Here is a 23231-nt window from a genome sequence, read left to right as displayed (position 1 = left end):
CTTCGGGGTTTGTCGCGCGCGGCCGTGCGTATCCCCTGAAAAAGAAGGCGCCGCGCGGAGTCGGCAGATCCGCGCGGCGCTCTCTCAGGTTGTTATCTACCGGCGAGGAGCCGGTTGACCGCCGCGTCGACGTCGAGGTGGTCGGTTTCGCGACCCCGCGGTACGACGACGTAGGTCCGTCGCAGGAACCGCACCAGCACGCTGCGCGGCACCTCGAACAGGGCGTTCCCGTCGGGTGACGACAGCGCCAGCGCTACGAAATCGCCCCGTGGCGTGGCCCACGGCCAGACTCGGACGTCGCCGATGCCGGCGGGCTCGTCGAGGCCCGTGACCAGCAGCTCACGGGCGAACGACCAACTCACCGCCTCGCCGCCGGCCGAATCCGCGTGGAACAGGACGTGGACCGCGTACGGGTCGGCTGGGTCGTAGCGAAGGCTGGCGCGCACCGGCAAGGCGGTGGCGTCTGGTGCGACGAGCCGCAATGAGGTTTCAACCTCAACGGTCGTCGGTCGGATGACACTCATGTACGTTCTCCCCCCGGCACCGCTGCGGGACGCGCTTGCCCCGCGTTTCCCATACTCAGGTGATAGTTCTACTTACGCTCCGTCAATCGCTGATCTCACCCAGTAGTGGGAAGACGGCGCGTTCTTGCGCAACAGGTCAAGCAAAATGCGTATAATGCCCGACTTGCTGTGGTGCTGCGCACCGTCCGGCGTCGGGTAGCTCAGACGTCGACTTAGTTCGGTAACGTCGAGCGGTCCCGTTGAGTGACGGGCCGAGGCGGAGCCGGAGTGGATTGGGCGATGAAACCATCCTCAATGGAGCAAATGGGCAGCGGCGCGGAGCTTGCGGCGGCGACTGGGGAGGACGAAGAGCGGAGGCACGGGGTGACGCTCGATCGGGGTAGCCCGCCCGAAAATTCGGAACACGAGGCCCGAACGGGTGTTGCCGCGCCCGAAGCACGACACCGAGGCCGCGTCGGCGAGACCTTGGATCTAATCCGGGCAAATCCGACCGGACGGATGATCCTCCGTATAACCGTCGCGATTGCCGGCCTGGCAGTGGTCGCTCTGGGTATTCTGCTCATACCGCTACCCGGCCCGGGCTGGTTCATCGTGATCGGTGGCCTGGCTATTTGGGCCGTCGAGTTCACCTGGGCCAAAAAGCTCCTCAACTTCACCCGCCGCAACGTCCGAGCCTGGACATCCTGGATCGCCCGCCAACCCTGGCCGTTACGTTTAGTAGTGGGCGCGGTCGGCCTGGTCTTCGTGGCCTTCGTCGTGTGGGCCTCCGTCAAGGTCAGCCTCGACATCGACTTGATCAAGGAAACCCGAGACTTCTTCGGCTGGTGATGCTCGGCGGGGCTGGTGTGCACGGGGGTACCGGGATCAGGTATTGTCGTGCGCGCTGAGGGCGATTAGCTCAGCGGGAGAGCGCTTCGTTCACACCGAAGAGGTCACTGGTTCGATCCCAGTATCGCCCACCAAGCTCAGAGGCCACATTCCATCGATGGATGTGGCCTCTTTGCTGTCCAAACAGCGCTGGCTTGAAGCCCGACAGTAGGCGGGCAGAAATTAGTGAGCTGCTATGAACTCAGCGTCTCTCCAAGGCGCTGAGAGCATCCCGGGTCGGCGCGGACGGGTTGGCGACCGAGATCTCGAAGCGGGCGAACCCGCACGGCCAGTCGAACCGCAGGGTGTCAAGCGCGACGAAGGAGGCCCGCCGGCTGTTGTGGCAACGGCGGCAGAACGAGGCCGACGGGCCGCCGCGCTCGGCGGGGCCGATGCCACGTTGATCCTCGGCCTCGGAGGCTTCAGCGCAGACGGGCTTGGTCCGGGGCAGGCTTGAGGTCCATGCGGTAGGTGGCCGAGCGGCGCGTCGATCCGGTGTACTCCGCGAGGGCAAACCGGCGATGGTCGTCAGATGGCTGGACAGCCACGGCGACGGTGCTTTCGTCCTCGAAGCGCAGCGTGAAGACGGGATCGAGGTCGCAGAGAAAGGCGAAGCCGTCGCGGTCCTCGTCGGCGTCGCCTGCCAGGTGACCGCGGGCGTTCCAACCGGTGTGGGTGGCGGTGACCACGACGACGACTTCGACGCTGCCGAGCAGGGTTGACGAGTTGGCCCACCAGTCCAGCCAGCAGCGGGCCTCAATCCGATTCATGACCGTCACCTTCCGAAATCGCCCGCAAGGAGGGCAGGTAAAGACAAGCCACTCCGTATCTACCCCGGGCCGGCTCGATTCCGGCGACCCAAATGCCCGTCGCGTCCAACACGGTCGGCACGGCTGTGAGCCTTGGGCCGTCGCTGGTGGCCCAGCGCTCAGGTCGTAAGTGGGTCAATCGGACGCCGCGCGCCAGACGAACGCGCCAGTTCCACAAAGTGGAGCCGGCCTTTTCCTTTGTCCGTGGCGTGTGGGGAGTCTCCTGGGAGGGGTCTTTCTCGCGCATCGACTAGCAGCTCTGCAGAACGCGCTCCACGTCCCGACCCGCTTGGACGATCACGGCATCGGCTTGAAGCTCCTCGGGAAGGTGACGCCGCTGCCCTTCGTGCGCGAGCAAGGTCGGGCAGCCGGGCGGAATCACAACGGCGTCGGCGAGCCCGATGTACTCGACGAGCAGGTCGAGAACCGCGCCGGGGGAGAACCGGCTGATCATCAGACTGTCCAGCGCACCGTCGCCAAGGGCGGCGTAGAGGTCCGCGGTGCCGCCGTCCTCGGCGCCGACGTGCCAGTGGTTGTGTTGAGCTTCCCGACAGTCGACGCGGGGTTCAAAGACAGCGAGGAACGCGCCACCGGCCATACGTACCGCATCGCCGTGGTCGAACCGCCGCACGAACATGTCGTAGCTCATTCAGGAAAGCTAGCGCCCGGCCCTGACGCTTGAGGTTGCGTCCCGGGTGATGCTCGGCGGCTCGTCGGCCAGCTTTCAGGCCGGAAGATTCGCCGCGCCGGGACCTGCCCTCTTCCGCGTTTCTGGGGCTTGCTGCCATCGACGAACCGCCGAAATCGGTTGAATTCGATCCACTGCGTGGTCGTTGCCGTTCGTGTGTTTGCCAGGTTCCGGTCGTCCGCTATTCGGGTTCCGGGTCTAGCCATGGGGGTGACCAACCTTCTTCAACGGGGAGCAGAAACGTTGAACCAGTCAAGGCGCGGCGTGCTGAAGTCGGCCGCCGCGATCACCGCGCTCAGTGCCGGACGCCTCGCCCTCGGCCCGCAGCCCGCCGCCGCCTCCGAAGCGCATCATGAGGGAGTCCGGCCCGACACCGTGTCCATGGCCATGCACATCCACGCGTCCTGGAGCGAGGGAACAGGAAGCATGGAGGGGCACCTCGACCAGGCCACGAAGACCGGCATCGACGTGCTCTTCTGGACCGAGCACGACTTCCGCATGGCCGAGCACGGCTACCCCGACGTCATCCACCTGACCGGGCCGAGCGAGACCGTCGACAAGGTCGTGTGGACCTGGGCTCAGCAGTCCGCCGGCGCGCTGGCCACGTCGCAGGTGGTCTGGGATCCGGCCATGGCCTCACCCGGGGACCAGGCCGTGCCGGGCTCGCTCCACCTCGCCGCGCTGTCGGATGGGAGGGAGGCCGCGTCCGTCGGGGTCAAGGGATCCGCGGCCAACACCGTCGACCAGCGGTCCGTGTACGACCAGAAGATCACTGTCGACGTGTTTCCCGCGGCGGTGTCGCCGGACAGCTACCTGACGCTGAAGGTGACGACGAGTTGGCGGCCCGCCACCCACGGCCGTCCCGCCGGCCAGTACACGCTCACCTACGTCATCGACGGCACCCAGAGCCGGGCGCGTACTCGTGACGGCATCGCCGGGACCGTGCACGTCCCCGCCCGCCAAGGCCGCTGGAACACCATCGAGGTGCGGCCCGAGGAGGACATGGCACGCCTCTGGCCGGACATCGCGGCCGCCGACGCCGCGATGTCCAACCTGACGCTCAGCGCCGTCAGCACGCGGGGGCGCAGCGCCGAGGGGTGGTTCGACCTGCTGCGGATCACCCGGCCGCCGCGCGACGCGAACGCCGTGCTGCGGAAGCAGGCCGAGCTGATGCGCGGCTACGCCCACCGGTTCCCGGCCGTCCGCCAGTACCAGGGCATGGAGGTGTCACTGCTCAAGCCCACCCATTTCAACTGGTACGGGCCGCGACTCACCATGCCCACCTTCGCCCAGCCGACGCCGACCGCGGATCCGGACCCGGACGCCGCCGTCGCCGCCATCGACATGATCCACGCGGCGGGCGGGCTGGCCTCGTACAACCATCCGTTCGGCACCTCGAACCCGGCCGTCCTGCCGCCCGAGCAGCAGGACGCGATGCGGGCCTCAGTCGCGGCGTCGATCGTGACCGGGAGGGCGATGGGCGCGGACATCCTCGAGGTCGGCTACCCCAGCCGCGGTGGCGTCGACCTCGATCACCACGCACAGGTCTGGGACGTCTGCTCCCGCAACGGGCTCTTCCTGACCGGCACCGGCGTCAGCGACGACCACTCGGGCCAGGACTGGTTCGGCCAGCAGGCCAACTTCGTCACCTGGGCGTACTCGAAGAGCCGCGACCTGGAGCACCTCCTCCCGTCGCTCTCGTCGGGCAACGTGTTCTTCGGCAATCCCGCGGTGTTCACCGGCACGCTCGGCCTGCTCGTCGACGGCGAGGCCCCGATGGGGTCGATCACCGTGTCCCGGGCCAAGACCCGCAACGTGCGCATCCTCGCCGACAAGCTGCCCGCCGGCGGCACCGTCCGCGTGGTGCGCGGCGTCGTCGACCTGGCCGGACCCGCCGTCCCCGAGCCGGGAACCACCTTCCAGGACATTGCCGCAACCGAGTTCACGCGGGGGTACGTGGACCTGAAGGTCGACACGAGCGCACCGACGTTCGTACGGGTGGAGGTGCGCACGGCGACCTCGGCGACCCCGATCGCCCTGTCCAACCCCGTGTGGCTGCTGCGCGACACCCCCGCGGGCGGCATCCCCCGCCACCGTCGGGTCGGCTGACAGCACTCGGATGAGCAAGAGCCCCGCCGTGGGAGGTAGGCGGGGCTCTTGGCCTGAGTGCGGCCGGTCAGCCCAGCTGGACCGTGACGCCGCCCGAGAAGGGGGAGTCGTGGAGCTCGAGTTTCGCGAGCTTCGCCTTCTTGGGGATGTCGAAGACGACCACGCCCGTGACCTTGTTGCCAGGGTTGATCTCCGTGAAGAGCGTGTCGGCATTCTTGTTCGCGTAGATGCCGGCTCCCGAGTCCGCCGAGTACTCGGCGTCGTCCGCACCGAAGGCTTTCTGGCTCGAGTCGCTGAAGGTCTGCGGCTTGTCTCCGATGTTCTTCACCGTGACCGTGACCAGGCAGAACTGGCCCTGTGCCTGCTGGTTCAGGTACTTGTCGCCGACCTCGGCCACCCCGCACTTCGGCGCCTTGACCGTGAACTCGAACTTTCCGTCGCGGGCCGCCTCGCCCACCTTCGCGGTCTTCGCCGCCGCCTCCTCGTTTCCGCCCGAGTCGCCTGAGTCGGACCCGCCGCCGGATGCGGTGCTCGATCCGGCACCGCAGCCCAGGGCCAGCAGTCCACCGACGACGAGTGCGAAAAAGGTCGTCCTGCGCATGGTTGTTCCTCCCAGTTGAAGTCGGGTCAATGAGAGCATCATCTGTGAACCATGTCAACGCAATGGAAACTTGACGCCTCTGTACACTGCTTGCGTGCCCGAAAACGCGAAGGTCACCGCTACCGAGATCGCCCGCCTGGCCGGGGTCGGGCGTGCCGCCGTGAGCAACTGGCGGAAACGGCACACCGACTTCCCCGATCCGGTGGGTGGCACGGCGAGCAGTCCGGAGTTCGACCTCACCCAGGTCGAGGAGTGGCTGCGTGACCAGGGCAAGCTGCCCGAGGTGTCCGTCGAGGACAGAGCCTGGGCGCGACTGGCCGCCACCGGCAGCGACATCGCCGCCAACCTCGGCGCGGTCGGCGAGCTGCTGCTCGCCCATCAGCGCGGCGAGAAGCACGGCACGCATCTGCTCGTGCTGCCCGAGATCGCGGATCTGCTCCGCGGGCGCAAGGCCGAGGTCGTGTTCGAAGAGCTGTGGCGACGGTTCGCGCAGACCCAGGCGTGGCGGGTCGGGCTCACCCCCGAGGCGCTGTCGGACCTGATGGTCGGCCTGGCCGATCCCAAGGGCGGCACGCTGCTCGATCCGGCCTGCGGCGCCGGCAGCATCCTGCGTGCCGCCGTCCGCGCCGGCAGCACCGCCGTCTACGGCCAGGAGATCGACGCGGGCCTCGCGCACCTGGCGGAGATGTGGGTCGCGCTCGGCGGCGTGCGAGGCGAGGTGCGGGCCGGCGACTCCCTCCGCTCCGACTCCTTCCGCGAGGTTCGGGTCGACGCCGTCGTGTCCAACCTGCCGTTCGGCGACACCAACTGGGGACACGACGAGCTCGGATACGACCCCAGATGGGAGTACGGCGCACCGCCGCGCACCGAGCCCGAGCTCGCCTGGGTCCAGCACGCGCTCGCGCACCTGCGTCCGGGCGGCACCGCGGTGGTCCTCATGCCCCCGTCGGCGGCGAGCCGCCGAGCCGGCCGCCGGATCCGCTCCGAGTTGCTGCGTCGGGGCGCCCTGCGTGCGGTGATCTCGCTGCCCGCCAAGGCCGCCGCGCCGCACAGCATCCCGTTGCACCTGTGGGTGCTGCGGCGTCCGGAAGGACAGGCGCCGGCGGCGGCCTCAGCGTTGCTCGTCGACGCGGCGGACGGCGGCTACGACCGCATCGTCGCCACCTACCGCGCGTTCGACCGCGACGATCCGGTGGACGAGCCGGGCTTCGCGCGAGCGGTCCCGGTCATCGAGCTGCTCGACCAGGACGTCGACCTCACGCCCGCCCGCCGTCAACCGGCCGCCAGCGTCGCGGCCGACGCGGCCGACTTCGCCGGTGCGCGCGCCTCGATGCTGACCCTGCTCGCCCGAGCGGCAGAGGTGGTGCCGGACCTGGCGGTCACCGACGATCCCACCGCGCCGCCGACGGTCTCGGTGACCGACCTGGCCAAGTCCGGCGCCCTGCGGATCCTCGGCCCGGTGCGCCCGGCCGGGGGAGAGAGCACACCGATCGCGCTCGAACCGGGCGACGTGCTCGTGCCGACGGTGGCACGCCAGCTCACGGCCCGGGTCGTGAGCGACGAGGGCGGCTCGCTCGGCGCGAACCTCTTACTGCTGCGCCCGGACCCGGAGGCACTGGACCCGTGGTTCCTCGCGGGCCAGATCGGCAGCGTCGCCAACGAACGACAGGCGGCCAGCGCCTCCGGGGCGCTCCGGTTCGACGTGCGTCGCGCACAGATTCCCCGCCGTCCCTTGGACCAGCAGCGCCGGCTGGGCGAGGCCTTCCGCCAACTGGCGGTGTTCGAGGAAGTCGTGCGCCAGACAACGACGACCGGCACCGACCTGCTGCGCACAGCCCGCGAGGGCCTCGCCGCCGGCGCCCTGCACCCATACCGTCCTATGTGAACAGAGACGCGTAACGGTCGAGGTAGAGCGGCCACCCCTGGTCCTTGGCGACGCCGTCGCTGACGGACTCCCAGCCCGGGCCGTGGCGGTCGAGGTTGCGGTGCTCCAGCTCCACGCGGGTCCGGTCGGGTGACTCCGCCACGAAGCGCACCTCGACCTCGCTGGTGTTGTCCAGGTCGGTTTCGACCTGCCACGCCGGGCTGATGTCCCAGCTGAAGACCACCCGGGTCGGCGGCTCGTACGCGAGGATGCGCGCCCACCGGCACTCGTCCCCGTCGGCGCTTCGGTCGTAGATGTGTCCCCCGACCTTCGGCTCGAAGACCGTCTCCACGATCGGCGCGCTCATCAGATTGTGCTCGCGCGGCTTGAAGTCACCGAATCGGGCCGTGAACACCTCGAAGGCCCGTTCGACCGGTGCCTCCACCACGATGTGCCGATGAACCACCACGTCCGTCATGAGGTCTCCTCCTCTGTGATCTCCTGGTAGCCCTCCAACGCGCGGGCCCAGAACGTGTCGAGTTGGTCGCGTAGCGCCGCCACGCCGGTCGGGTTCAGGCGGTAGACCCGGCGGGTCCCGATCGCGCGGTCCGTGACCAGGCCGGCTTCCTTGAGCACCTTGAGGTGCTGCGAGACGGCCGGGCGGCTGATCGGAAGCTCCGCCGCCAGCTCGCCGACCGCCTGCGGTCGCTCTGCCAGGGCCGTGACGATCGCCAGGCGGCTCGGATCGCCCAGGGCCTCCCAGGCTCGGTAAGTGGCCACAAACCGTAAGCTACGACTTACCGAGCCGACAGTCAAGCCTGTCAGCGGCGGACAGCGCGTGACAGCGAACCCATCTATGGTGGCGAAATGGCTGAGGTTGTGCTGTTCCACCACGCGCAGGGACTGACCGCCGGCGTCACCGCGTTCGCGGAGGCGTTGCGCTCCGCCGGGCACACCGTGCACACGCCGGACCTTTACGAGGGCAGCACCTTCGACACCCTGGACGAAGGCCTGTCGCACGCGCGGAAGGTCGGCTTCGACACCGTGCTCGAGCGCGGCGTGGCCGCGGCCGCCGACCTTCCCGCCGACGTCGTCCACGCGGGTTTCTCGCTCGGTGGCATGCCCGCGCAGCTGCTCGCGCAGACCCGCCCGAGCCGTGGCGCGTTGCTCTTCCACACCAGCATCACGCCCACGGAGTTCTCCGCCGGTTGGCCCGCCGAGGTGCCGGTGCGGATCCACGCCATGGACCACGACCCGTTCTTCGCGGAGGAGGGCGGCGACATCGACGCGGCCCGGGCGATCGTGGCCGCGGCCGCCGACGGCGAGCTGTTCCTCTACCCGGGCGACCAGCACCTGTTCACCGACGTCAGCCTGCCGTCGTACGACGCGGACGCGACCGCCCTCGTGCTGCGGCGGACGCTGGAGTTCCTCGCGAGCCGTTGAGATGCGTCGACTCTCCACGACGGTGTCGCGTCGGCTCCTGCTGGCCGGTCTGAGTGCCATGCTGCTGTCCGCGTGCGCGGCCACGCCGCCCCGCGCGGATCCGGAGTCGAGGGTCGCGGCCTACTTCGACCCGCCGCAACGCTATCCAGGTCCAACGTGGACGCGAGGCGGTCGTGACGTCGACAGCGAAGAGCTCAACAGCATCGCCGGTCCCGAACACTGCGGTTGGGACAGCGTGGTGATGATGCACCTCGGCTGGCCACTCGGCACGGTCTCCCGCACGTCCGCCGAGATCCGCCAGTACATCCGGGATCCGAACCAGGTCATCAGGTACGGCGTACCCGGAAAGGTGGAGATCGGCGTCGACCTGCCCCCGGATGCGCAGGACACCGGATACCGCAACGGCGCACTGGAGCTCTGGCTCGCGGCGTCGGACCCGCACGCGGCCTTCCTGCGCGCGGCCGACGAGGTCGAACGCTGGCCACGCGCCGACCCCGTCGTCGCCTGCGACTGAACGACCTGCCTGCCGATGTGGGAACGGGCGGACCCGGGCGTGCGACTTCGAGGGCCGTCAGGGGCCGGGAGCGCGCACCACCTGGTCTCGCTCCTGGTCGCGGCGGCGACCGCGGTCACCGGTCGGCTGACAGCCGCGGCCGATCTCGGCCCCTGACGGTCGCACGGTGCGGGTCCGGACCCGCACCATGCCCCCGTTGACCAACGACCACTGTGCCGGTCCGCGCCTGCACGCCGGTTGCAGCGGGGTTGCGGCGCCGACACCCCGTGCGCGAGGCTGAGCTAGCACCCGGGAGGCCAGGCTGTTCTTCGAGGCGTTGGGCCCGCTGCGGGTCCGCAGCCAGGGCAGGACGATTCCACTCGGCACGCCGATGCAGGCGCGGCTGCTCGCCCTGCTGCTCTGCCACGACGGCCGGCCGGTCGGCACCGACATGCTGCTCGCCTCCCTGTGGGAGGGCGACCCGCCGCCGACTGCCCGCAAGACCCTCCAGGTCTACGTCCACCGCCTGCGGCACGCACTCGGCGATCCGAACCGAGTGGCCCACACCGGCGACGGCTACGCGATCGCCCTCGGACCCGACGACGAGTTCGACGTCCGACGCTTCGGCGCGGCGATCGAGCAGGCGCGCGCCGCCCGTCGGCACGGTGACCTGCCGGCCGCGGAGAAGCTGTTCCACGAGGCGCTCGGGCTGTGGCGCGGCGACGCGTACGGCGGCGTGCCGGTCGGTCCCGAGGCACGCCGGTTGACCGACCTCCGCGACACGGCGCGGGAGGAGAGCGCGGCCGTCGCGATCGACCTGGGCCGGCCTGTCGAGGCGGCCGCCGACCTCGCCGGCCTCGCGGAGGAGCATCCCTTTCGCGAGACGGTCCGGTCCTTGCTGATGCTGGCGCTGCTGCGCACAGGCCGGCAGGCCGACGCCCTCGACGTCTACCGGCGCGCCCGGGCGCTGCTGGTCGAGGAGCTGGGCGTCGAACCGGCCGTCACCCTGCGCTCGCTGCACGCGGCCATCCTGCGCGGTGACCCGCGGCTCGCCGGGGTGGCGACCACCGAGCTCGGCGAGTTGGGCGACGCCGACAACCGGCCGGCTCGACCTGTCGTGGCGCCGACGCCACGCCAGCTTCCGGCGGACACGGCGGGCTTCACCGGGCGGGCCGCCGAGCTGGACCGGTTGGACGTGATCCTGCGCGGTCCGGGGCCGTCCGTCGCCGTCGTGTCGGGCATCCCGGGCGTAGGGAAGACCGCGCTCGCCGTCCATTGGGGACACCTGCGCCGCGACCGGTTCCCCGACGGCCAGCTGTACGTGGACCTGCGCGGTTACGACGACCGCCCGCCGCTGCGGCCCTCGGCGGTGCTCGCGGTGTTCCTGCGGGCGTTCGGCGTGCCGGCCGACGAGGTGCCGGCGGACCCGGACGAGGCGGCGGCGCTCTACCGCAGCAGCCTGGCGGAGCGGAAGGTGCTGGTGGTGCTCGACAACGCGGGCCACACGGCGCAGGTGCGGCCGTTGTTGCCCGCCGGTCCGGGCTGCGCCGCGCTGGTGACCAGCCGCGACCAGCTCGCGGGGCTGGCCGTCCGGGACAGCGCCGTCCGGGTGCCGCTCGACGTGCTGCCGGCTGGCGACGCCGCCGACCTGCTGCGCGGCGCCATCGGGGCGGGACGGATGGAGGCGGAACCAGGATCGGCGGCGCGGCTCGTCGACCTGTGCGGACATTTGCCGCTGGCGTTGCGGATCGCCGCCGCGCAGCTCACCGATGGCGGGCTCGGCGACATCTCCACCTACGTCGCCGCGCTCAGCGGCGACCGGCTGACCGCGCTGCGGGTACACGGCGACAGCCAGGCGGCGGTGCGCGCCGCGTTCGGGCTGTCGTACGCCCGCCGCTCGCTTCCGGCCCGGCGCCTGTTCCGCCTGTTCGGAGTCGTGCCCTGCGCGGACCTGACCACCCCGACCGCGGCGGCGCTGACCGGCGTGACCGCCAACGAGGCGGCGCGACTCCTGGCGGAGCTCGCCGACGGCCACCTCGTCGAGCAACACCGGCCCGGGCGCTACGTAGCCCATGACCTGCTCCGCGTATACGCCGCGGAGCGGGCTGGCGTCGAGGAGCCGGAGCCGGACCGTCGGCAGGCACTGGACCGCCTGTCGGACCACTACCTGCGCACAGTGGTCGCCGCGACCCGGATGGTCAGCCCGCAGGTGATCCGGCTGCCGGACCCGGTCGGCACGCCTGTGCGGGACTTCGCCGACCATGCCGCCGCCACGGACTGGCTGGAGGCTGAGCGGTCGAACCTGCTCGCCCTGGTCACCCACGCCGCCACGCACGGGCCACACCACTACGCGTGGCAGCTCGCCGACGCCCTCCGCGGTTGGCTCCACCGGCGCCTTTACGTCGCCGACTCGCTCGTGGCCAGCCGCACGGCGCTGATCGCCGCCCGCCGCACCGGGGAGCCCATCGGCCTGGCCGCCGCCTACAACTGCCTCGCCACCGTGCATTGGCAGGCAAACCACACAGGCCTGGCCCTGCGCTACTTCACGCAGGGCCGCGTCAACGCCCACGCCGCCGGCTGGGCGGAGGGCGAGTCGACCGCGTTGTACGGCCGGGCCATCATCCACGTGCTGCGCGGCGCGGGACCCATCGCGGCTGACGACCTCGGTCAGGCGCTGGCCATAAACCGGCGCAGCGGATCGGCGCGCGGTGAGGCGATCTGCCTCAACTCGCTCGCGGTGCTCCACTTCGAGCTGGGCGACCTCCACACCGCCGCCGGGTACGCGGCGGACTCGGTGCGGGCCTACCGCTCCGCGTCGGCGGTGGGGGGTGCGGTCCCGATTGCGAACCTCGGTGAGATGAAGCATCTGCTGGGTGACAGTGACACCGGGCTCCGCCTGCTCGCCGAAGCCCTGGCCGCCCACCGCGCGGTGGGCAACTGGAGCGCCGAGGCAGCGGCCCTGACCAGCCTCGCCGCCGTGCACGCCGACCGCGGCGACCTGGCCCGGGCGGAGGCGCTGGTCACCGCGGCCGAGGAGCTCGCCGGCGACACCCGGTACGACCGGCTGAGGGTCGACGTCCTCAACGTGGGTGGCGCCGTCGACCGAAGGCTCGGTCGGCTGGCCCAGGCGGAGCGGCGGCACCGGGAGGCGCTCGCCCGCAGCGGCCGCCAGCCATACCCACGGGCGGTCGCGCTGATCGGGCTCGCTCGGGTCAGCTTGGCCGCCGGAGACCATGCCGCGGCGCGTCAGCACGCCGAGACCGCCCGGCGGCTCGCCGCGCAGGCCGGTTACCGCTTGCTGGACGCTTTCGCGCTCGACGTGTTGGCGGTGACGGACGCCTCGGACGCAGCGACCGCGCGGGCCGAAGCAGCCGCCATCTACCGTCGCAGCGGCTACGCCTGGGCCGGGACAGCGGCCGCCACCTGATCGGCGGCGGCCGCTGCCGGCGGCGGTCAGGCCGCGTCGAACAGGGCCGCCCAGGGTTCGACCAGCATGGTCTGTCCCTTCAGACCCGCGATCATCTCCGCCCCGGCGATGCCGTCCATGCCGGGCAGTTGGCCGGCACCGCCGTTCGGGCCGAGCGGGACCGCGATGGCCATCGGTCCCGGCACGTACTGCCGGAGCTCGCCCTCGCCGGTGATCAGCGCCCGTAGGTTCGCGGCGACCAGCTCGGCCTGCGCGCCGGCGGTGCCGATGCCGTCCCGGTCGGCGTCGGTGATGTCACCGACCGCGTAGACGCCGACGGCCAGCCGGAGCTGCGCGTCGACCCGCAGGTAGCCGTCGGGGCGCCGGGCCTCCGCGAGCGCGCCGCGCAGGTAGCCGGTGGCGGGCTTGACGCCGAAGGCCTGGTACCAGACGTCCGCCGTCAGCTCTTCTCCGTCGGCGGTGGTCACCCTGACGTCGCCGAGCGTGGTGGGCGGCACCGCCGGGAGGTCACGCACCGGGGTGCCCAGCCGCAGCTCCACACCCAGCTCGTCGAGCTGGCGGCGCAGCTCGTCGCGGAGCTCCTGGTCGAACGGGCCGGGCATGACGTCGCTGTCGGCGCCGACGATGGTCACCGCCTTGTCGGGGAAGAACGCCCTGATCTCGCCGGCCAGCTCCAGGCCCGACGGCCCGGCGCCGATCACCAGAACCCGCTTCGCGTCTCGTAGCTCCTCGTGCGCCTGCCGGAAGCGCGCCCGCGCCGTGGCGGCGTTCCGCTCGTCGACCTTGGCCGGGAACGGGTAGCCCGAGCCGGTCGCCAGGACCAGGTGGTCCGGTTCGAGCACCTGCCCGGAGGCCAGGGTGACCCGGCGGCCGTCGACCTCGGTCGCCCGGTCGTGCACGAACCGGCCGCGGGTCAGCAGACGGTCGTACGGCAGGAAGATGCGGTCCAGCCACTCCGGCTCGACCAGTGCCCGCCAGGCGGCGCCGTTGTGCGTGAACGCGTCGGCGGGTGCGACGAGCGTCACGTCGGCGACGTCGTCGAGCGCCTTCGCGACTTTGATCCCGCTATATCCGCCGCCCAGAACGGTGACGGTCGGCCGGGTGTCGGTGCTGCTCACAGTCTTGTCTCCCTCGATGCCTTTAACGGAGATGTCCCTCCGCTACACGGCTATAACGGAGGAGCCTCTCCGGTATTCCCGCTATGCTGGGCGCGTGGCGAACGAGGCTGGTGGGAAGGCGCGGCGCACCCGCGCCGAGCGCAGCGACAGCGTCCGCAACCGGGAGCGCCTGCTGGCGGCCGCTCGCGCGCTGTTCGCGACCGAGGGGCTGCACGCGCCGCTCGACCGGATCGCGACCACGGCCGGAGTCGGCCCCGGCACCCTCTACCGCCACTTCCCGACCCGGCTGGCGCTCTGGGAGGCGGTGCTCGAGGAGCCGCTGCGCGCCCAGCTCGACCTGGTGGAGCGCGCGCTGGCCAACCCGGATCGGTGGACGGGGCTGGCGGACTACCTCGTCGAGACGTGCGCCCACGAGGCCGAGCGCGGCGGCTACCTCAACCTGATGACGACCCGGTTCGACGGCGCGCCCCGGCTGCTGGAGCTCCGCCGGCAGATCCAGCGCCGGATCGTCGAGCTGATCAACCGGGCCCGCGCCGAAGGCGTCATCCGTCCCGACTTCACCACCGAAGACCTGATCTTCCTCACGCTCTCGAACAGCCGCGTCGCCGAGGTCACCCGCGATGTTGCACCCGGCGCGTGGCGCCGCAACGCCGAGCTGTTCCTCGACAGCATGCGGCCCGAACGCGCCCACCCGTTGAGCCAGCCGCCGATGGAGCCGAGCCAGGTCGCGCGCACGATGACCCGCCCGGCTCCCCGGCACCCGCTCTAGGGCTCCGTGCCGGCGACCTTGACGCCGTCGACGTAGACCGTGATGCGGGCGTTGGTGGCATAGCCCGGCGCGTTGGGGCGGAAGCTGTGGTCGTCCGTCTCGGTGAAGCGCGACCAGTCGGCCTTGCTCATCCGCAGCTGGAGCTGGCCCGTCGACGAGCTGGCGGCGAGGGTTCCCGAGGAGAAACCCACCTCCAGGTACGCGTCGGCGCCCGGCCGTGGCACCGGCAGCGCCACCACCCGGCGGGTGACGCTCGTGCACCCGACCTGCGCCCAGTCACACCACGCGTTGACGTTCGGCGCGCCGCCGTCCCTGGTGAACCAGTAGCGCGCGGTGACCCGGTTCAACGCCACCGCGGTCGCGCCGCTGTTGTCGAGCTGGATGCCCGGCCTGATGGCGTTGTCGCCCGGTGACCAGTCGAGGTTGAGATAGCGCGCGGTCAGGGTTGGCGCGCCCGGACGTGGTGCGGTCACGACGGTCAGGCCGGGGGAGGGCGGCGACTGGTTGCCGGCGGCGTCGCGCGCCCGCACAGTGAAGCGGTACTCCGACGCCGGCTGCAGCCCGGTCACCGTGACGCCGGGCGTGACCGAGCTGGCGGCCTTGTAGACGTAGTCGGTGTGCTGCGCCCACACGTCGTACCCGGTGACCCCGGTGTCGTCCGTGGCCGCCGGCCAGCTCAGCGTCACCGAGTCCGGGCGGATCGCCGACGTCGCCGGGGTGCCTGGCGCGCTCGGCGCGGTGGTGTCCGCCAGCACGAACAGCGTGATGCTGTCGGCCGGGAACGTCGCCTCGAAACCGCCACCGGTCAGCGGCTGGTCGGCCGCCCGGACGATCGCCGAGGTCTCGGCTGCGCCGTAGCGGTAGACGCGGGCCGTCCCGGACGTCCGGCCGGCCAACGATACCGGGGCCGTTTGCGCGGCACCGCTCTTGTTGACCACCATCATCGTGAGCGCGCCGTCCGACGAGCGCTCCGCCGCGTACACGGAGAGCTGCTCCTGGTTCGTGCTCGTGGCCCGCACCCCGACGTCGCCGAACCGGCCGCCGGCGCCGTCGTAGTTGCGGTACATCCGGAACGCGAACGCGCCCGGGTCGGTGGTCGCCGGCGGCGCCCACAGCGTGGCCAGGTCGAGCCGTTCGCGGCCGAAGATGCCGAGGATGTCGGCCTGCGCCAGAGCGCCGTTGACGTGGTCGAGCGCGCCCCAGTTGTACTCGGTGACCGCGGTCTTCGTGCCCGGGTAGTTGGCGGCCACCAGCTCACGCATCCGCGGCACCAGTCGGACCTGCGTGCCGATCCAGCTCTCGTCCACATAGGTGGGATCCCAGAGCGCCCGGGTCGAGCGCAGCCGCAGGGCGTTGGTCGTCGGGTCGTTGCCGTTGCCGAACGCGACGCCGCCGGCCTGCGGATAGAAGTGCATGTCGAAGTAGTCGAGGACGCGGGTGCCGTGCGCCTGCTCGTACGCCCGAAGCTGCTGGAGGTACCACGTGGTGAACGGCAGGCCGCCGCGGGCCGAGCGGTCCGGTGGGTCGGCCCAGCAGCCGGTGCGGCCGCAGGTCTCCTGGTCGTGGCCCGAGTAGTCCCAGCTCGTCCAGCCCCAGCCGACCGGGCCGAGGGTGGCGGCGGTGGGGTCGGCGGCCTTGACCGCGGCGCCGATCTCGATCGCCTTGTCCCGCAGCTCGACCGAGCTCGCGCCGAGCGGGTGCACGTCCCGATGCGTGCTGTGCCAGATGTCCGGCTCGTTGTCGAGGTTGTAGAACTGGACGCCGCCGCCCGCGGCCGTGCCGTACTTGGCGGTCAGGTGGCCGATCCAGTCGCGGACGTACGCGGCGCCCACGGGCGCGCTGGTGTCCCGCGGGTCGTTGCCGGTGACCGGGGTGCCGTCCGGCTTGATGCCGTTGCCGCAGTCGGGCCGCCACTCGTCGGTGCGTTGCTGCGGGCCGTACTTGGCGACCGAGAAGCCGCACGACCCGTCGCGCGCCTTCGGCGCCCAGCCGATCAGCGGCACGGTCAGGATCGTCTCGCTGCCGGTCGACCGGTCCTGCTCGACGAACCGGTCGGTGCTCGAGCCGTCCGGCAGCGCGCCGGGATCCGGGTTCTCCTCGGCGATGTTCTCGAAGAACCAGTCGCTGGCCCGGTTGGTGGTGTCGTAGCGGTAGTCGTAACGGGTGGTGGCGTTGCCGCCCCAGCGGCGCACCGGCAGGTCGAGCTCGTCGGCGAGGGCGGCGTCGGCGTGGTTCATCCCGTACACGTAGGGGCTGATCTGATGTCGGTCGGCCGTGACGTCGACGGTCAGTGCGGGACCGGCGGCGGCCAGCACCACGGTGGTGGGGGTGGCGGCCAGCAGGACGGCGGCGAGGAACGGTGTCGGGCGCATGCGCACCTCCGGGCGGCGACGTGTGGGGACGGTGCCCAGCCCGGACCGGCCTGAGATTAACCGACGTCCGTCTATCTCCGCTACCACGGACGTGGATCGTCACCGGCTTGTGGGATGCGCTCCGGCGCGTCCCCCGCTACCGTCGGGCGATGGCCCTTATCGGTCAACCGGCCGGAGACAGCGCAGCGATGGCGCCCGCGCCCGGCTGGGCTGGTGTCGGCACGGTCACTCTGCGCGAGCTGTCCGCACACTACGACCTGGCCGGCGTGCGCCGGTGCGACCAACACGTCCTGGTGCTGGTCACGGTCGGCCACGGTCAGCACGAGATCGACTTCCGCCCTTACCCGTGCCGGCCCGGCACGCTGCTCTGGGTGCGCCCCGGCCAGGTGATCCGCCACAACGGCGGCGCCGGCCTCGACGCCGTCGTGGTGTGCTGGGAGCCGTCGGCGGTCGCCGAGGTCGCCGACGACCCGGCATTGCTCGACGGTGGGCTCGGCCCGGCCTGCTGGCAGCTGGCGGGCGAGGACGAGGACGCGGTCATCAACGAGGTGAGCCAGCTCGTCGTCGACTGCCAGCGGCACCGTTCGGGCACGCTCGCCGCCGGCCTGCTGCGGCACCAGCTCGCCGTGCTGCTGTTGCGCATCGCGCTGCTGCCCGGTCGACGGCCGGCCGAGCGCAACGACGCGTACGTGCGCTTCCGGTTGGAGGTCGAGAAGGACTTCACCCGGACCAGGAGGGTCGAGGAGTACGCGGAGCGGATGGGCTACTCCGTCCGCACGGTCACCCGGGCCTGTCTCGCCGCCACCGGACGCAGTGCGAAACAGGTCATCGACGACCGCGTCACCCTGGAGGCCAAGCGTCTGCTGGCGGTGACCGACGAGCCGATCGCCGACATCGGCCGGCGGCTGGGTTTCCCGGAGCCGACCAACTTCGGGCGCTTCTTCCACCGGGAGGCGGGCACCAGCCCGGGCGCCTTCCGGTCGGCCCAACGGCCCGCGCCGCGCAGCACGTTCCCGTCCCAACGCCGCCCCGCCGCGGGCGATCTTCACGGGCGGCCGACACCTCAGGCCGCGGGCGAGGCATGATGGTCCCGTGCAGATTTCGGCGCGGGGTGACTACGCGGTACGCGCGGCGCTGAGCCTCGCCGCTTCGTACCCGTCGGTCATGTCGGCTCAGGCCTTGGCCGCCGACCAGGACATGCCACGCAAGTTCCTCGAGGCCGTCCTGGCCGACCTGCGCCGGGCGGGCATCGTGCGAGCGCAGCGTGGTGCCGAGGGCGGCTACACGCTGACGCAACCGCCGCGTGAGGTGACCGTCGGCGCGATCCTGCGGGCGGTCGACGGCCCGCTGGCCGGGGTGCGCGGCGTGCGACCCGAGGAGACCGCGTACGAGGGCTCCGCCGAGAACCTGCCCCGGATCTGGGTGGCGGTGCGCGCCGCGGTCCGCGAGGTGGTCGACGAGACCACGCTGGCCGACGTGCTGAGCGGCAAGCTCCCCGCGCACATCCGCAAGCTGACCGCCCTGCCGGACGCCTGGCAGCCGCGCTGATGTCGGTCCTGGTGGCGTTCAGCGTGACTCCCTTGGGCGTCGGCGAAGGCGTGGCCGACCTCGTCGCCGAGGCGGTCAGGGTGGTCCGCGCGTCGGGCCTGCCGCACCGCACCGACGCCATGTTCACGACGGTCGAGGGCGAGACCTGGGACGAGGCGATGGCCGTGGTCAAGGCCGCCGTCGCCGCCGTCCAGGCCCGCGCCCCCCGCACCTCGACGGTCGTCAAGGTGGACTGGCGCGAGGGCGTGACCGGCGCCCTCGACAGCAAGGTCGCCACCATCGACCGCCTGCTCGGCTAGACGGCGACACCGACATACCGCAGGCCGGTCAGCGCGACCCCGGCGGCCCGCTCGTCGTCCTCGCTGATGCCGAGATCGGCGAAGAAGTACGGCGTCTCGGTTGACGAACGCGTGCGGAAGCGGCGGTCCAACGCGGTGACGATGCGGTCGGAGCGGTGCAGCCGTTCCGCCTCCGCCCAGCCCTCGACATAGGTCGCCCAGTCGGCGCCCGACTCCCGCCAGGCACGCGCGTGCCGGTGCAGCCAGCCGTCACCGTCGCCGGCGGGCAGCCGGTCGAAGCACCAGCGGGCGGTGTGCTCGTCGAACCGTTCGCTGGCCCACTCGACCACGACCAGCGTGCCGCCGGGGCGCAGGGCGGCCGCGATCCGGTCGACCACCCGCTCGAGGTCGTCGACGTGGTGCAGCGAGGTGCAGGCGACCACCGCGTCGACCGACGCCGCGGGCTCGTAGCCCTCGAACTCCATCCGGTGGAACCTCGGCCCGTCCGGAGCCTCGGGGTCGACGCCGACCGGGTCGTAGCCGGCGGCTTCGAGGTGAGGCACGAACCCACCCGCCGGCCCGCACCCGATCTCCACGACGTGGGCCGGGGCCGCCGGCAGCGCGTCGCGGACGAACGGCCAGAGCGCCTCTAGCCAGTCGGCGCTCATCGCTCGTCGACGACCTCGGCCGTCTCGACGCCCTTGACCTCGACCAGCGCGAACGCCTCGCCGGCCAGCGGCAACCGGGCGGCGGCCGCGGCGTCGGCGTGTGCCGCCGACTCCCAGGTCCAGGTGTCGGTCCAGATCTCGCTCTCGGCGTCCCGGGTCAGCCGCGTCGCGGTGGGGCCGGAGAACGCGGCGCGAACGGTGGCGATCAGTTCGGCCCGCTTGGCCAGCAGGGCGTCGGTGTCGGGGTGGTCGGTGGTGAAGCGGGTGACACGCACGATGGACATCTCGATCTCCTCGCTAGAGTTTTTCACTAGTGACTAACTCTAGAGTTACACTAGGTCGGTGACGAGCGTCAAGGGCAAGGCGCCGAACCGGCGCACGGTGAAGGCGCGGGAGACGCGCACCCGCATGCTGGACGCGGCGCGGCAGCTGTTCGTCGAGCGGGGATACGGCGCGACCACGCTCGCCGATGTCGCCGCGGCGGCCGGGGTCGCGGTGCAGACCATCTATTTCACGTTCGGCAACAAGCGGGCGTTGTTCAAGGAGATGGTCGACGTCACCATCGCCGGCGACGACGAGCCGGTGGCCACGATGGACCGTGAGTGGTTCCGGGCCGGGCTGGACGCACCGACCGCCACGGAACATCTGCGCCTCCACGCGGCCGGCAGCGCCCGGGTGCTCGACCGGGTCGCGCCGATCATGCGGATGGTCGAGCAGGCCGCCGGGTCCGATCCGGAGATCTCCGGGCTGTGGCCCGAGGCCAACCCGCGCTACACCGTGCAGTCGACGGCGGCCCGGTCGCTGATGGGCAAGCCGGGCGCGCGGGCGGACGTCTCCGCGGCCGACGCCGCCGACGTGCTCTACGGGATCCTCTCGCCGGAGCTCTACCTGCTCCTGGTCCGCGACCGGGGCTGGTCGCCGGAACGCTTCCGGGGATGGGCCGTTTCGACCCTGCTGCCCCAGCTCTGCACCGAGAATTAGGGTCATGCCGACCGACGCCGACCGCACCGCCATCGACCGGCTCGTCCGCGACTGGGTCACCGCCGTGCACGCCGGCGACCTGGACGGTGTCGTGGCCGACCACGCCGACGACATCGTGATGTTCGACGTGCCGCCGCCGTACGAGGGCGTTCGTGGCCTGGCCGCCTACCGGGCGACGTGGCCGGACTTCTTCGCGTGGCAGGCACAGGGCGCGGAGTTCACGCTCGAGTCCCTCGACCTGACGGTCGGCGACGACGTGGCCTTCGCGCACGGCCTGCTGCGCTGTGGCACGCCCGCCGAGCTCGCCGCCAAGCCCGACCTGCGGCTGCGGCTGACGGTCGGGCTGGTCAAGCGCGACGGACGCTGGCTGGTCACCCACGAGCACCACTCGTTCGCCGACGACAGCGCGACGGCCGACGACACCGAGCTGGCTGCCTAAGCTGATGCGATGGATTTTCAGGATGTAGTCCGCAAACGCCGGATGGTGCGCAGCTACGAGCCCGACCGTCCGGTGCCGCCCGAGGTCGTCGACCGGATCCTGCGCAACGGGCTGCGCGCCCCGTCGGCCGGCTTCTCACAGGGATGGGGCTTCCTGGTGCTCGACACGGCCGCGGACCTCGACCGGTTCCGCGCGGCGATGCACCGTTCGGCGGAGCCAGAGAAGTGGCTCGCGTCCCACTTCGCCGCTCCGCTGCTGATCGTGCCGTGCTCGCACAAGGACGCCTACCTCGACCGCTACGCGCAGGCGGACAAGGGCCACGAGGACCGGTCCGACGCCTGGTGGCCGGCACCGTACTGGGACATCGACACCGGCATGGCGTCGTTGATGATGCTGCTCACCGCCGTCGACGCGGGGCTGGGCGCGTGCTTCTTCGGAATGCCGATCGACGCCATCGAGCCGTTCAAGGAGGAGTTCGGCGTGCCGGCCGCGTACACGCCGATCGGCGCCATCTCCGTGGGCTACAGCGCCGAGCCGCCGCGGGACCTGCGTGCGCGCCGCCGGCCCACCGACGACGTGATCTTCCGCGGCAACTGGGGCGCCTCAGCCGACTAGCACCGGCTCGCTCTCGTTGTTGGCGCGGTCCAGCGACGTCACGCAGTAGCTGGCCGCCGGGCCGATCCAGCTCGGCAGGTCGTTGGCCCGGATGGTGTCGACCAGCGTGGCGGTCTTCGCCTCGGGGTCGGCCCGGTAGATCGCGTAGCTGGTCACGTCGTCGACCGGCCGCCAGGTGAGCACCGTGCGGTCGCCGTCGCGCCGTGCCCCGGTCGGGGTCGGCGCCGGCGGCCGCGCGTCGCGCAGCCGGTCGACGGTCGGCACGAGGGCCGGTGCGGCGTAGTGCTTGTCGCGGTAACGGGACACGGCACCGAGCCGGTCGGCCTTCACCTGCTTGGCGCTGAAGTGGATGCTGCCGCTGACGCCGTAGCGCTCGTTGAGGGCGAGCTGCTGGTCGAGCTCGGCCGGCTTGCTCCACGGGCCGGCCTCGCCGATGCGGTAGTCCGCCTGCCCGACGTAGAGCTGCACGCCGGTGCCCTTGACCGTGTCGGCCCACCAGGGCAACAGCTTCGCGTAGTCGGCCTTGTCGAACCCGATGTTCCAGTAGAGCTGCGGGACGATGTAGTCGAGCCACTTCTCGCGTACCCACTTGCGGGTGTCGGCGTAGATGGCCTCGTAGCTCTCCAAACCGCGGGTAGGTGAGCCGGCCGGGTCCGAGCTCTTGTTGCGCCAGATGCCGAACGGGCTCAGGCCGAACCGTACCCACGGCTTCGCCTCGTGGATCTTCCTGCTGATCTCCTCGATGAAAGTGTCCACATTGGCCCGACGCCAGTCCCCTCTGGACCTGCCGTTGCCGTAGCGCGCGTAGCTCGCGTCGTCGTTGAACTCGTGCCCTTCCGGGTACGGGTAGAAGAAGTCGTCGAAGTGCACGCCGTCGATGGCATAGCGGTTGACGGCGTCGAGGATCGCGTCCTCGACGTGCGCGCGGGCCGCGGGGTTGCCCGGGTCGTAGTAGAAGCGGCTGTTCTTGGCGCCCTCAGGGAAGGCCACCGCCCACTCCGGGTTCTTGCGCAGTGGGTGGTCGGGCGCGAGCTTGTCGAAGTCGGCGCCGGCACCGCCGGACGTCGCCGGCTGGCTGCCCCGGTACGGGTTGAACCAGGCGTGGAACTCGAGGTTGCGCGCGTGCGTCTCCTCGATCATCCAGGCCAGCGGGTCCCAGCCCGGGTCCTTGCCGCGTACGCCGGTCAGCCATTCCGACCAGGGCGCGTACGCCGACGGCCAGAACGCGTCGCCGCTGGGCCGGACGTGCACGAAGACGGCGTTGTGGTTCATCTTCTCGGCCAGGTCGAGCCAGCCCCGGTATTCCTGTTTCACCTTGGCCTCGGGCAGGCCGGGCTTGCTCGGGAAGTCGATGTTGCTGACCGTGGTGAGCCACATGCCGCGAAGCTCGCGCTTGGCGACGAGGCTCTGCGTGTCACAGGTGGCCAACGACGCACCGGCCGCGTCGCTGTCGGGGCTCGACTCCGAGGTGCGATTGAACAGCCCGCAACCGGCCGGCACCGTCACCGCGAGGACGACAACCACCAGCCCGACGAGCAACCGACGCTGCACGGCCAAGACGGTAGGCCCATTGACGCAAGGTGGTCAACGGAACAAAGGCCCCCATAAGGAAAGCGAC

At 71.2% G+C, this 23231-nt stretch carries 23 protein-coding genes, 1 tRNA gene and 1 pseudogene; 14 read left to right on the top strand and 11 right to left on the bottom strand.

Annotated elements, in window-relative coordinates; all coding sequences use genetic code 11:
* Window positions 1-92: 92 nt before the first annotated feature.
* Window positions 93-524 (bottom strand): SsgA family sporulation/cell division regulator, encoded by a 432-nt coding sequence (locus AB0J88_RS17745; RefSeq protein ID WP_089247988.1) that lies wholly within the window; start codon window positions 522-524, stop codon window positions 93-95.
* A gap of 294 nt (window positions 525-818) precedes the next feature.
* Here AB0J88_RS17745 and AB0J88_RS17740 point away from each other — a divergent pair, with 294 nt between their 5' ends.
* Together AB0J88_RS17740 and AB0J88_RS17735 are read left to right on the top strand one after the other, a co-directional pair.
* A complete protein-coding gene (locus AB0J88_RS17740) occupies window positions 819-1352 on the top strand; it encodes a TIGR02611 family protein (RefSeq protein ID WP_364344552.1) in 534 nt (177 codons plus the stop codon).
* 59 nt (window positions 1353-1411) lie between these two features.
* Window positions 1412-1486, top strand: a tRNA-Val gene (locus tag AB0J88_RS17735).
* A 327-nt stretch (window positions 1487-1813) separates the two neighbouring features.
* Here AB0J88_RS17735 and AB0J88_RS17730 read toward each other — a convergent pair.
* Together AB0J88_RS17730 and AB0J88_RS17725 are read right to left on the bottom strand one after the other, a co-directional pair.
* The gene (locus AB0J88_RS17730) at window positions 1814-2161 is read right to left on the bottom strand and encodes a hypothetical protein (RefSeq protein WP_364344555.1); all 348 of its coding nucleotides are present in this window, start codon (window positions 2159-2161) and stop codon (window positions 1814-1816) included.
* Between the two features lie 289 nt (window positions 2162-2450).
* Window positions 2451-2849, bottom strand: a complete 399-nt coding sequence (locus AB0J88_RS17725) for a hypothetical protein (RefSeq protein ID WP_364343258.1) — start codon at window positions 2847-2849, stop codon at window positions 2451-2453.
* Between the two features lie 282 nt (window positions 2850-3131).
* On the opposite strand from AB0J88_RS17725, the gene AB0J88_RS17720 reads away from it, so the two are divergent.
* Window positions 3132-4997, top strand: coding sequence for a hypothetical protein (locus AB0J88_RS17720; protein WP_364343261.1), 1866 nt, complete (start codon window positions 3132-3134; stop codon window positions 4995-4997).
* Window positions 4998-5064: 67 nt separating this feature from the next.
* Here the strand turns inward: AB0J88_RS17720 and AB0J88_RS17715 are convergent, their stop codons facing one another.
* Window positions 5065-5598 carry a DUF4352 domain-containing protein gene (locus tag AB0J88_RS17715; RefSeq protein WP_364343263.1) on the bottom strand — a complete coding sequence of 178 codons (534 nt, stop codon included), beginning with the start codon at window positions 5596-5598 and terminating at the stop codon, window positions 5065-5067.
* 94 nt (window positions 5599-5692) lie between these two features.
* Here AB0J88_RS17715 and AB0J88_RS17710 point away from each other — a divergent pair, with 94 nt between their 5' ends.
* Window positions 5693-7483, top strand: coding sequence for an N-6 DNA methylase (locus tag AB0J88_RS17710; protein WP_364343266.1), 1791 nt, complete (start codon window positions 5693-5695; stop codon window positions 7481-7483).
* Here AB0J88_RS17710 and AB0J88_RS17705 read toward each other — a convergent pair.
* Window positions 7476-7940 (bottom strand): SRPBCC family protein, encoded by a 465-nt coding sequence (locus AB0J88_RS17705; protein WP_364343269.1) that lies wholly within the window; start codon window positions 7938-7940, stop codon window positions 7476-7478. The two genes, AB0J88_RS17710 and AB0J88_RS17705, sit on opposite strands and share 8 nt — an antisense overlap.
* Window positions 7937-8242 carry a metalloregulator ArsR/SmtB family transcription factor gene (locus AB0J88_RS17700; protein ID WP_364343272.1) on the bottom strand — a complete coding sequence of 102 codons (306 nt, stop codon included), beginning with the start codon at window positions 8240-8242 and terminating at the stop codon, window positions 7937-7939. The genes AB0J88_RS17705 and AB0J88_RS17700 overlap by 4 nt, the downstream gene beginning before the upstream one ends.
* Before the next feature lie 87 nt (window positions 8243-8329).
* On the opposite strand from AB0J88_RS17700, the gene AB0J88_RS17695 reads away from it, so the two are divergent.
* The 3 genes from AB0J88_RS17695 (at window position 8330) to AB0J88_RS17685 (ending at window position 12825) form a co-directional block, all read left to right on the top strand.
* The gene (locus AB0J88_RS17695) at window positions 8330-8905 is read left to right on the top strand and encodes a dienelactone hydrolase family protein (protein WP_364343275.1); all 576 of its coding nucleotides are present in this window, start codon (window positions 8330-8332) and stop codon (window positions 8903-8905) included.
* A 22-nt stretch (window positions 8906-8927) separates the two neighbouring features.
* Window positions 8928-9419, top strand: coding sequence for a hypothetical protein (locus tag AB0J88_RS17690; RefSeq protein WP_364343278.1), 492 nt, complete (start codon window positions 8928-8930; stop codon window positions 9417-9419).
* 316 nt (window positions 9420-9735) lie between these two features.
* On the top strand, window positions 9736-12825 hold the full coding sequence (locus tag AB0J88_RS17685; protein WP_364343281.1) for a BTAD domain-containing putative transcriptional regulator: 3090 nt from the start codon (window positions 9736-9738) through the stop codon (window positions 12823-12825).
* Between the two features lie 26 nt (window positions 12826-12851).
* Here the strand turns inward: AB0J88_RS17685 and AB0J88_RS17680 are convergent, their stop codons facing one another.
* Complete coding sequence (locus AB0J88_RS17680; RefSeq protein ID WP_364343284.1) at window positions 12852-13943, bottom strand: FAD-dependent oxidoreductase; 1092 nt, start codon at window positions 13941-13943, stop codon at window positions 12852-12854.
* A 94-nt stretch (window positions 13944-14037) separates the two neighbouring features.
* Between AB0J88_RS17680 and AB0J88_RS17675 the strand changes: the two genes are divergently transcribed.
* Window positions 14038-14712, top strand: coding sequence for a TetR/AcrR family transcriptional regulator (locus AB0J88_RS17675; RefSeq protein ID WP_364343287.1), 675 nt, complete (start codon window positions 14038-14040; stop codon window positions 14710-14712).
* Here the strand turns inward: AB0J88_RS17675 and AB0J88_RS17670 are convergent.
* Window positions 14709-17084, bottom strand: a complete 2376-nt coding sequence (locus AB0J88_RS17670; RefSeq protein ID WP_364343290.1) for a glycoside hydrolase family 44 protein — start codon at window positions 17082-17084, stop codon at window positions 14709-14711. The two genes, AB0J88_RS17675 and AB0J88_RS17670, sit on opposite strands and share 4 nt — an antisense overlap.
* Before the next feature lie 149 nt (window positions 17085-17233).
* Here AB0J88_RS17670 and AB0J88_RS17665 point away from each other — a divergent pair, with 149 nt between their 5' ends.
* Genes AB0J88_RS17665 through AB0J88_RS17655 form a run of 3 tightly spaced genes read left to right on the top strand, consistent with a single transcriptional unit; the run spans window position 17234 to window position 18931 of the window.
* Complete coding sequence (locus AB0J88_RS17665; RefSeq protein ID WP_364343293.1) at window positions 17234-18169, top strand: AraC family transcriptional regulator; 936 nt, start codon at window positions 17234-17236, stop codon at window positions 18167-18169.
* Window positions 18170-18176: 7 nt separating this feature from the next.
* Entirely contained in the window at window positions 18177-18632 is a 456-nt protein-coding gene (locus tag AB0J88_RS17660) for an Rrf2 family transcriptional regulator (protein WP_364343296.1), read from the top strand.
* A complete protein-coding gene (locus tag AB0J88_RS17655) occupies window positions 18632-18931 on the top strand; it encodes a thiamine-binding protein (RefSeq protein WP_364343299.1) in 300 nt (99 codons plus the stop codon). The genes AB0J88_RS17660 and AB0J88_RS17655 overlap by 1 nt, the downstream gene beginning before the upstream one ends.
* On the opposite strand, the gene AB0J88_RS17650 is transcribed toward AB0J88_RS17655, so the two are convergent.
* Together AB0J88_RS17650 and AB0J88_RS17645 are read right to left on the bottom strand one after the other, a co-directional pair.
* On the bottom strand, window positions 18928-19578 hold the full coding sequence (locus AB0J88_RS17650; RefSeq protein WP_364343302.1) for a methyltransferase domain-containing protein: 651 nt from the start codon (window positions 19576-19578) through the stop codon (window positions 18928-18930). The two genes, AB0J88_RS17655 and AB0J88_RS17650, sit on opposite strands and share 4 nt — an antisense overlap.
* Window positions 19575-19862 (bottom strand): hypothetical protein, encoded by a 288-nt coding sequence (locus AB0J88_RS17645; protein ID WP_364343305.1) that lies wholly within the window; start codon window positions 19860-19862, stop codon window positions 19575-19577. Before AB0J88_RS17645 ends, AB0J88_RS17650 begins: the two co-directional genes overlap by 4 nt.
* Before the next feature lie 58 nt (window positions 19863-19920).
* Between AB0J88_RS17645 and AB0J88_RS17640 the strand changes: the two genes are divergently transcribed.
* The 3 genes and pseudogenes from AB0J88_RS17640 (at window position 19921) to AB0J88_RS17630 (ending at window position 21613) form a co-directional block, all read left to right on the top strand.
* Window positions 19921-20559, top strand: a complete 639-nt coding sequence (locus AB0J88_RS17640) for a helix-turn-helix domain-containing protein (RefSeq protein ID WP_364343308.1) — start codon at window positions 19921-19923, stop codon at window positions 20557-20559.
* 4 nt (window positions 20560-20563) lie between these two features.
* Window positions 20564-20953, top strand: a pseudogene (locus AB0J88_RS17635) (SgcJ/EcaC family oxidoreductase); the annotation flags it as partial.
* A gap of 54 nt (window positions 20954-21007) precedes the next feature.
* On the top strand, window positions 21008-21613 hold the full coding sequence (locus tag AB0J88_RS17630; RefSeq protein WP_364343311.1) for a nitroreductase family protein: 606 nt from the start codon (window positions 21008-21010) through the stop codon (window positions 21611-21613).
* Here the strand turns inward: AB0J88_RS17630 and AB0J88_RS17625 are convergent.
* Window positions 21602-23164 carry a family 10 glycosylhydrolase gene (locus AB0J88_RS17625; RefSeq protein WP_364343313.1) on the bottom strand — a complete coding sequence of 521 codons (1563 nt, stop codon included), beginning with the start codon at window positions 23162-23164 and terminating at the stop codon, window positions 21602-21604. The genes AB0J88_RS17630 and AB0J88_RS17625 overlap by 12 nt on opposite strands.
* Window positions 23165-23231 lie beyond the last annotated feature (67 nt).

Origin of the sequence: Asanoa sp. NPDC049475 (genome assembly GCF_040676915.1) — a bacterium.
GTDB lineage: Bacteria > Actinomycetota > Actinomycetes > Mycobacteriales > Micromonosporaceae > Asanoa.
Note: the sequence above shows the minus strand (reverse complement) of the source record. Positions and strands in the feature narration are given on the sequence as shown.

Excerpts from the sequence above, each read along its gene's own strand:
- AB0J88_RS17650 (WP_364343302.1), bottom strand. The coding sequence starts at position 19,578 with ATGAGCGCCGACTGGCTAGAGGCGCTCTGGCCGTTCGTCCGCGACGCG.
- AB0J88_RS17655 (WP_364343299.1), top strand. The coding sequence starts at position 18,632 with ATGTCGGTCCTGGTGGCGTTCAGCGTGACTCCCTTGGGCGTCGGCGAA.
- AB0J88_RS17715 (WP_364343263.1), bottom strand. The coding sequence starts at position 5,598 with ATGCGCAGGACGACCTTTTTCGCACTCGTCGTCGGTGGACTGCTGGCC.
- AB0J88_RS17705 (WP_364343269.1), bottom strand. The coding sequence starts at position 7,940 with ATGACGGACGTGGTGGTTCATCGGCACATCGTGGTGGAGGCACCGGTC.
- AB0J88_RS17740 (WP_364344552.1), top strand. The coding sequence starts at position 819 with ATGGAGCAAATGGGCAGCGGCGCGGAGCTTGCGGCGGCGACTGGGGAG.
- AB0J88_RS17630 (WP_364343311.1), top strand. The coding sequence starts at position 21,008 with ATGGATTTTCAGGATGTAGTCCGCAAACGCCGGATGGTGCGCAGCTAC.
- AB0J88_RS17695 (WP_364343275.1), top strand. The coding sequence starts at position 8,330 with ATGGCTGAGGTTGTGCTGTTCCACCACGCGCAGGGACTGACCGCCGGC.
- AB0J88_RS17665 (WP_364343293.1), top strand. The coding sequence starts at position 17,234 with ATGGCCCTTATCGGTCAACCGGCCGGAGACAGCGCAGCGATGGCGCCC.
- AB0J88_RS17645 (WP_364343305.1), bottom strand. The coding sequence starts at position 19,862 with ATGTCCATCGTGCGTGTCACCCGCTTCACCACCGACCACCCCGACACC.
- AB0J88_RS17670 (WP_364343290.1), bottom strand. The coding sequence starts at position 17,084 with ATGCGCCCGACACCGTTCCTCGCCGCCGTCCTGCTGGCCGCCACCCCC.
- AB0J88_RS17725 (WP_364343258.1), bottom strand. The coding sequence starts at position 2,849 with ATGAGCTACGACATGTTCGTGCGGCGGTTCGACCACGGCGATGCGGTA.
- AB0J88_RS17745 (WP_089247988.1), bottom strand. The coding sequence starts at position 524 with ATGAGTGTCATCCGACCGACGACCGTTGAGGTTGAAACCTCATTGCGG.
- AB0J88_RS17730 (WP_364344555.1), bottom strand. The coding sequence starts at position 2,161 with ATGAATCGGATTGAGGCCCGCTGCTGGCTGGACTGGTGGGCCAACTCG.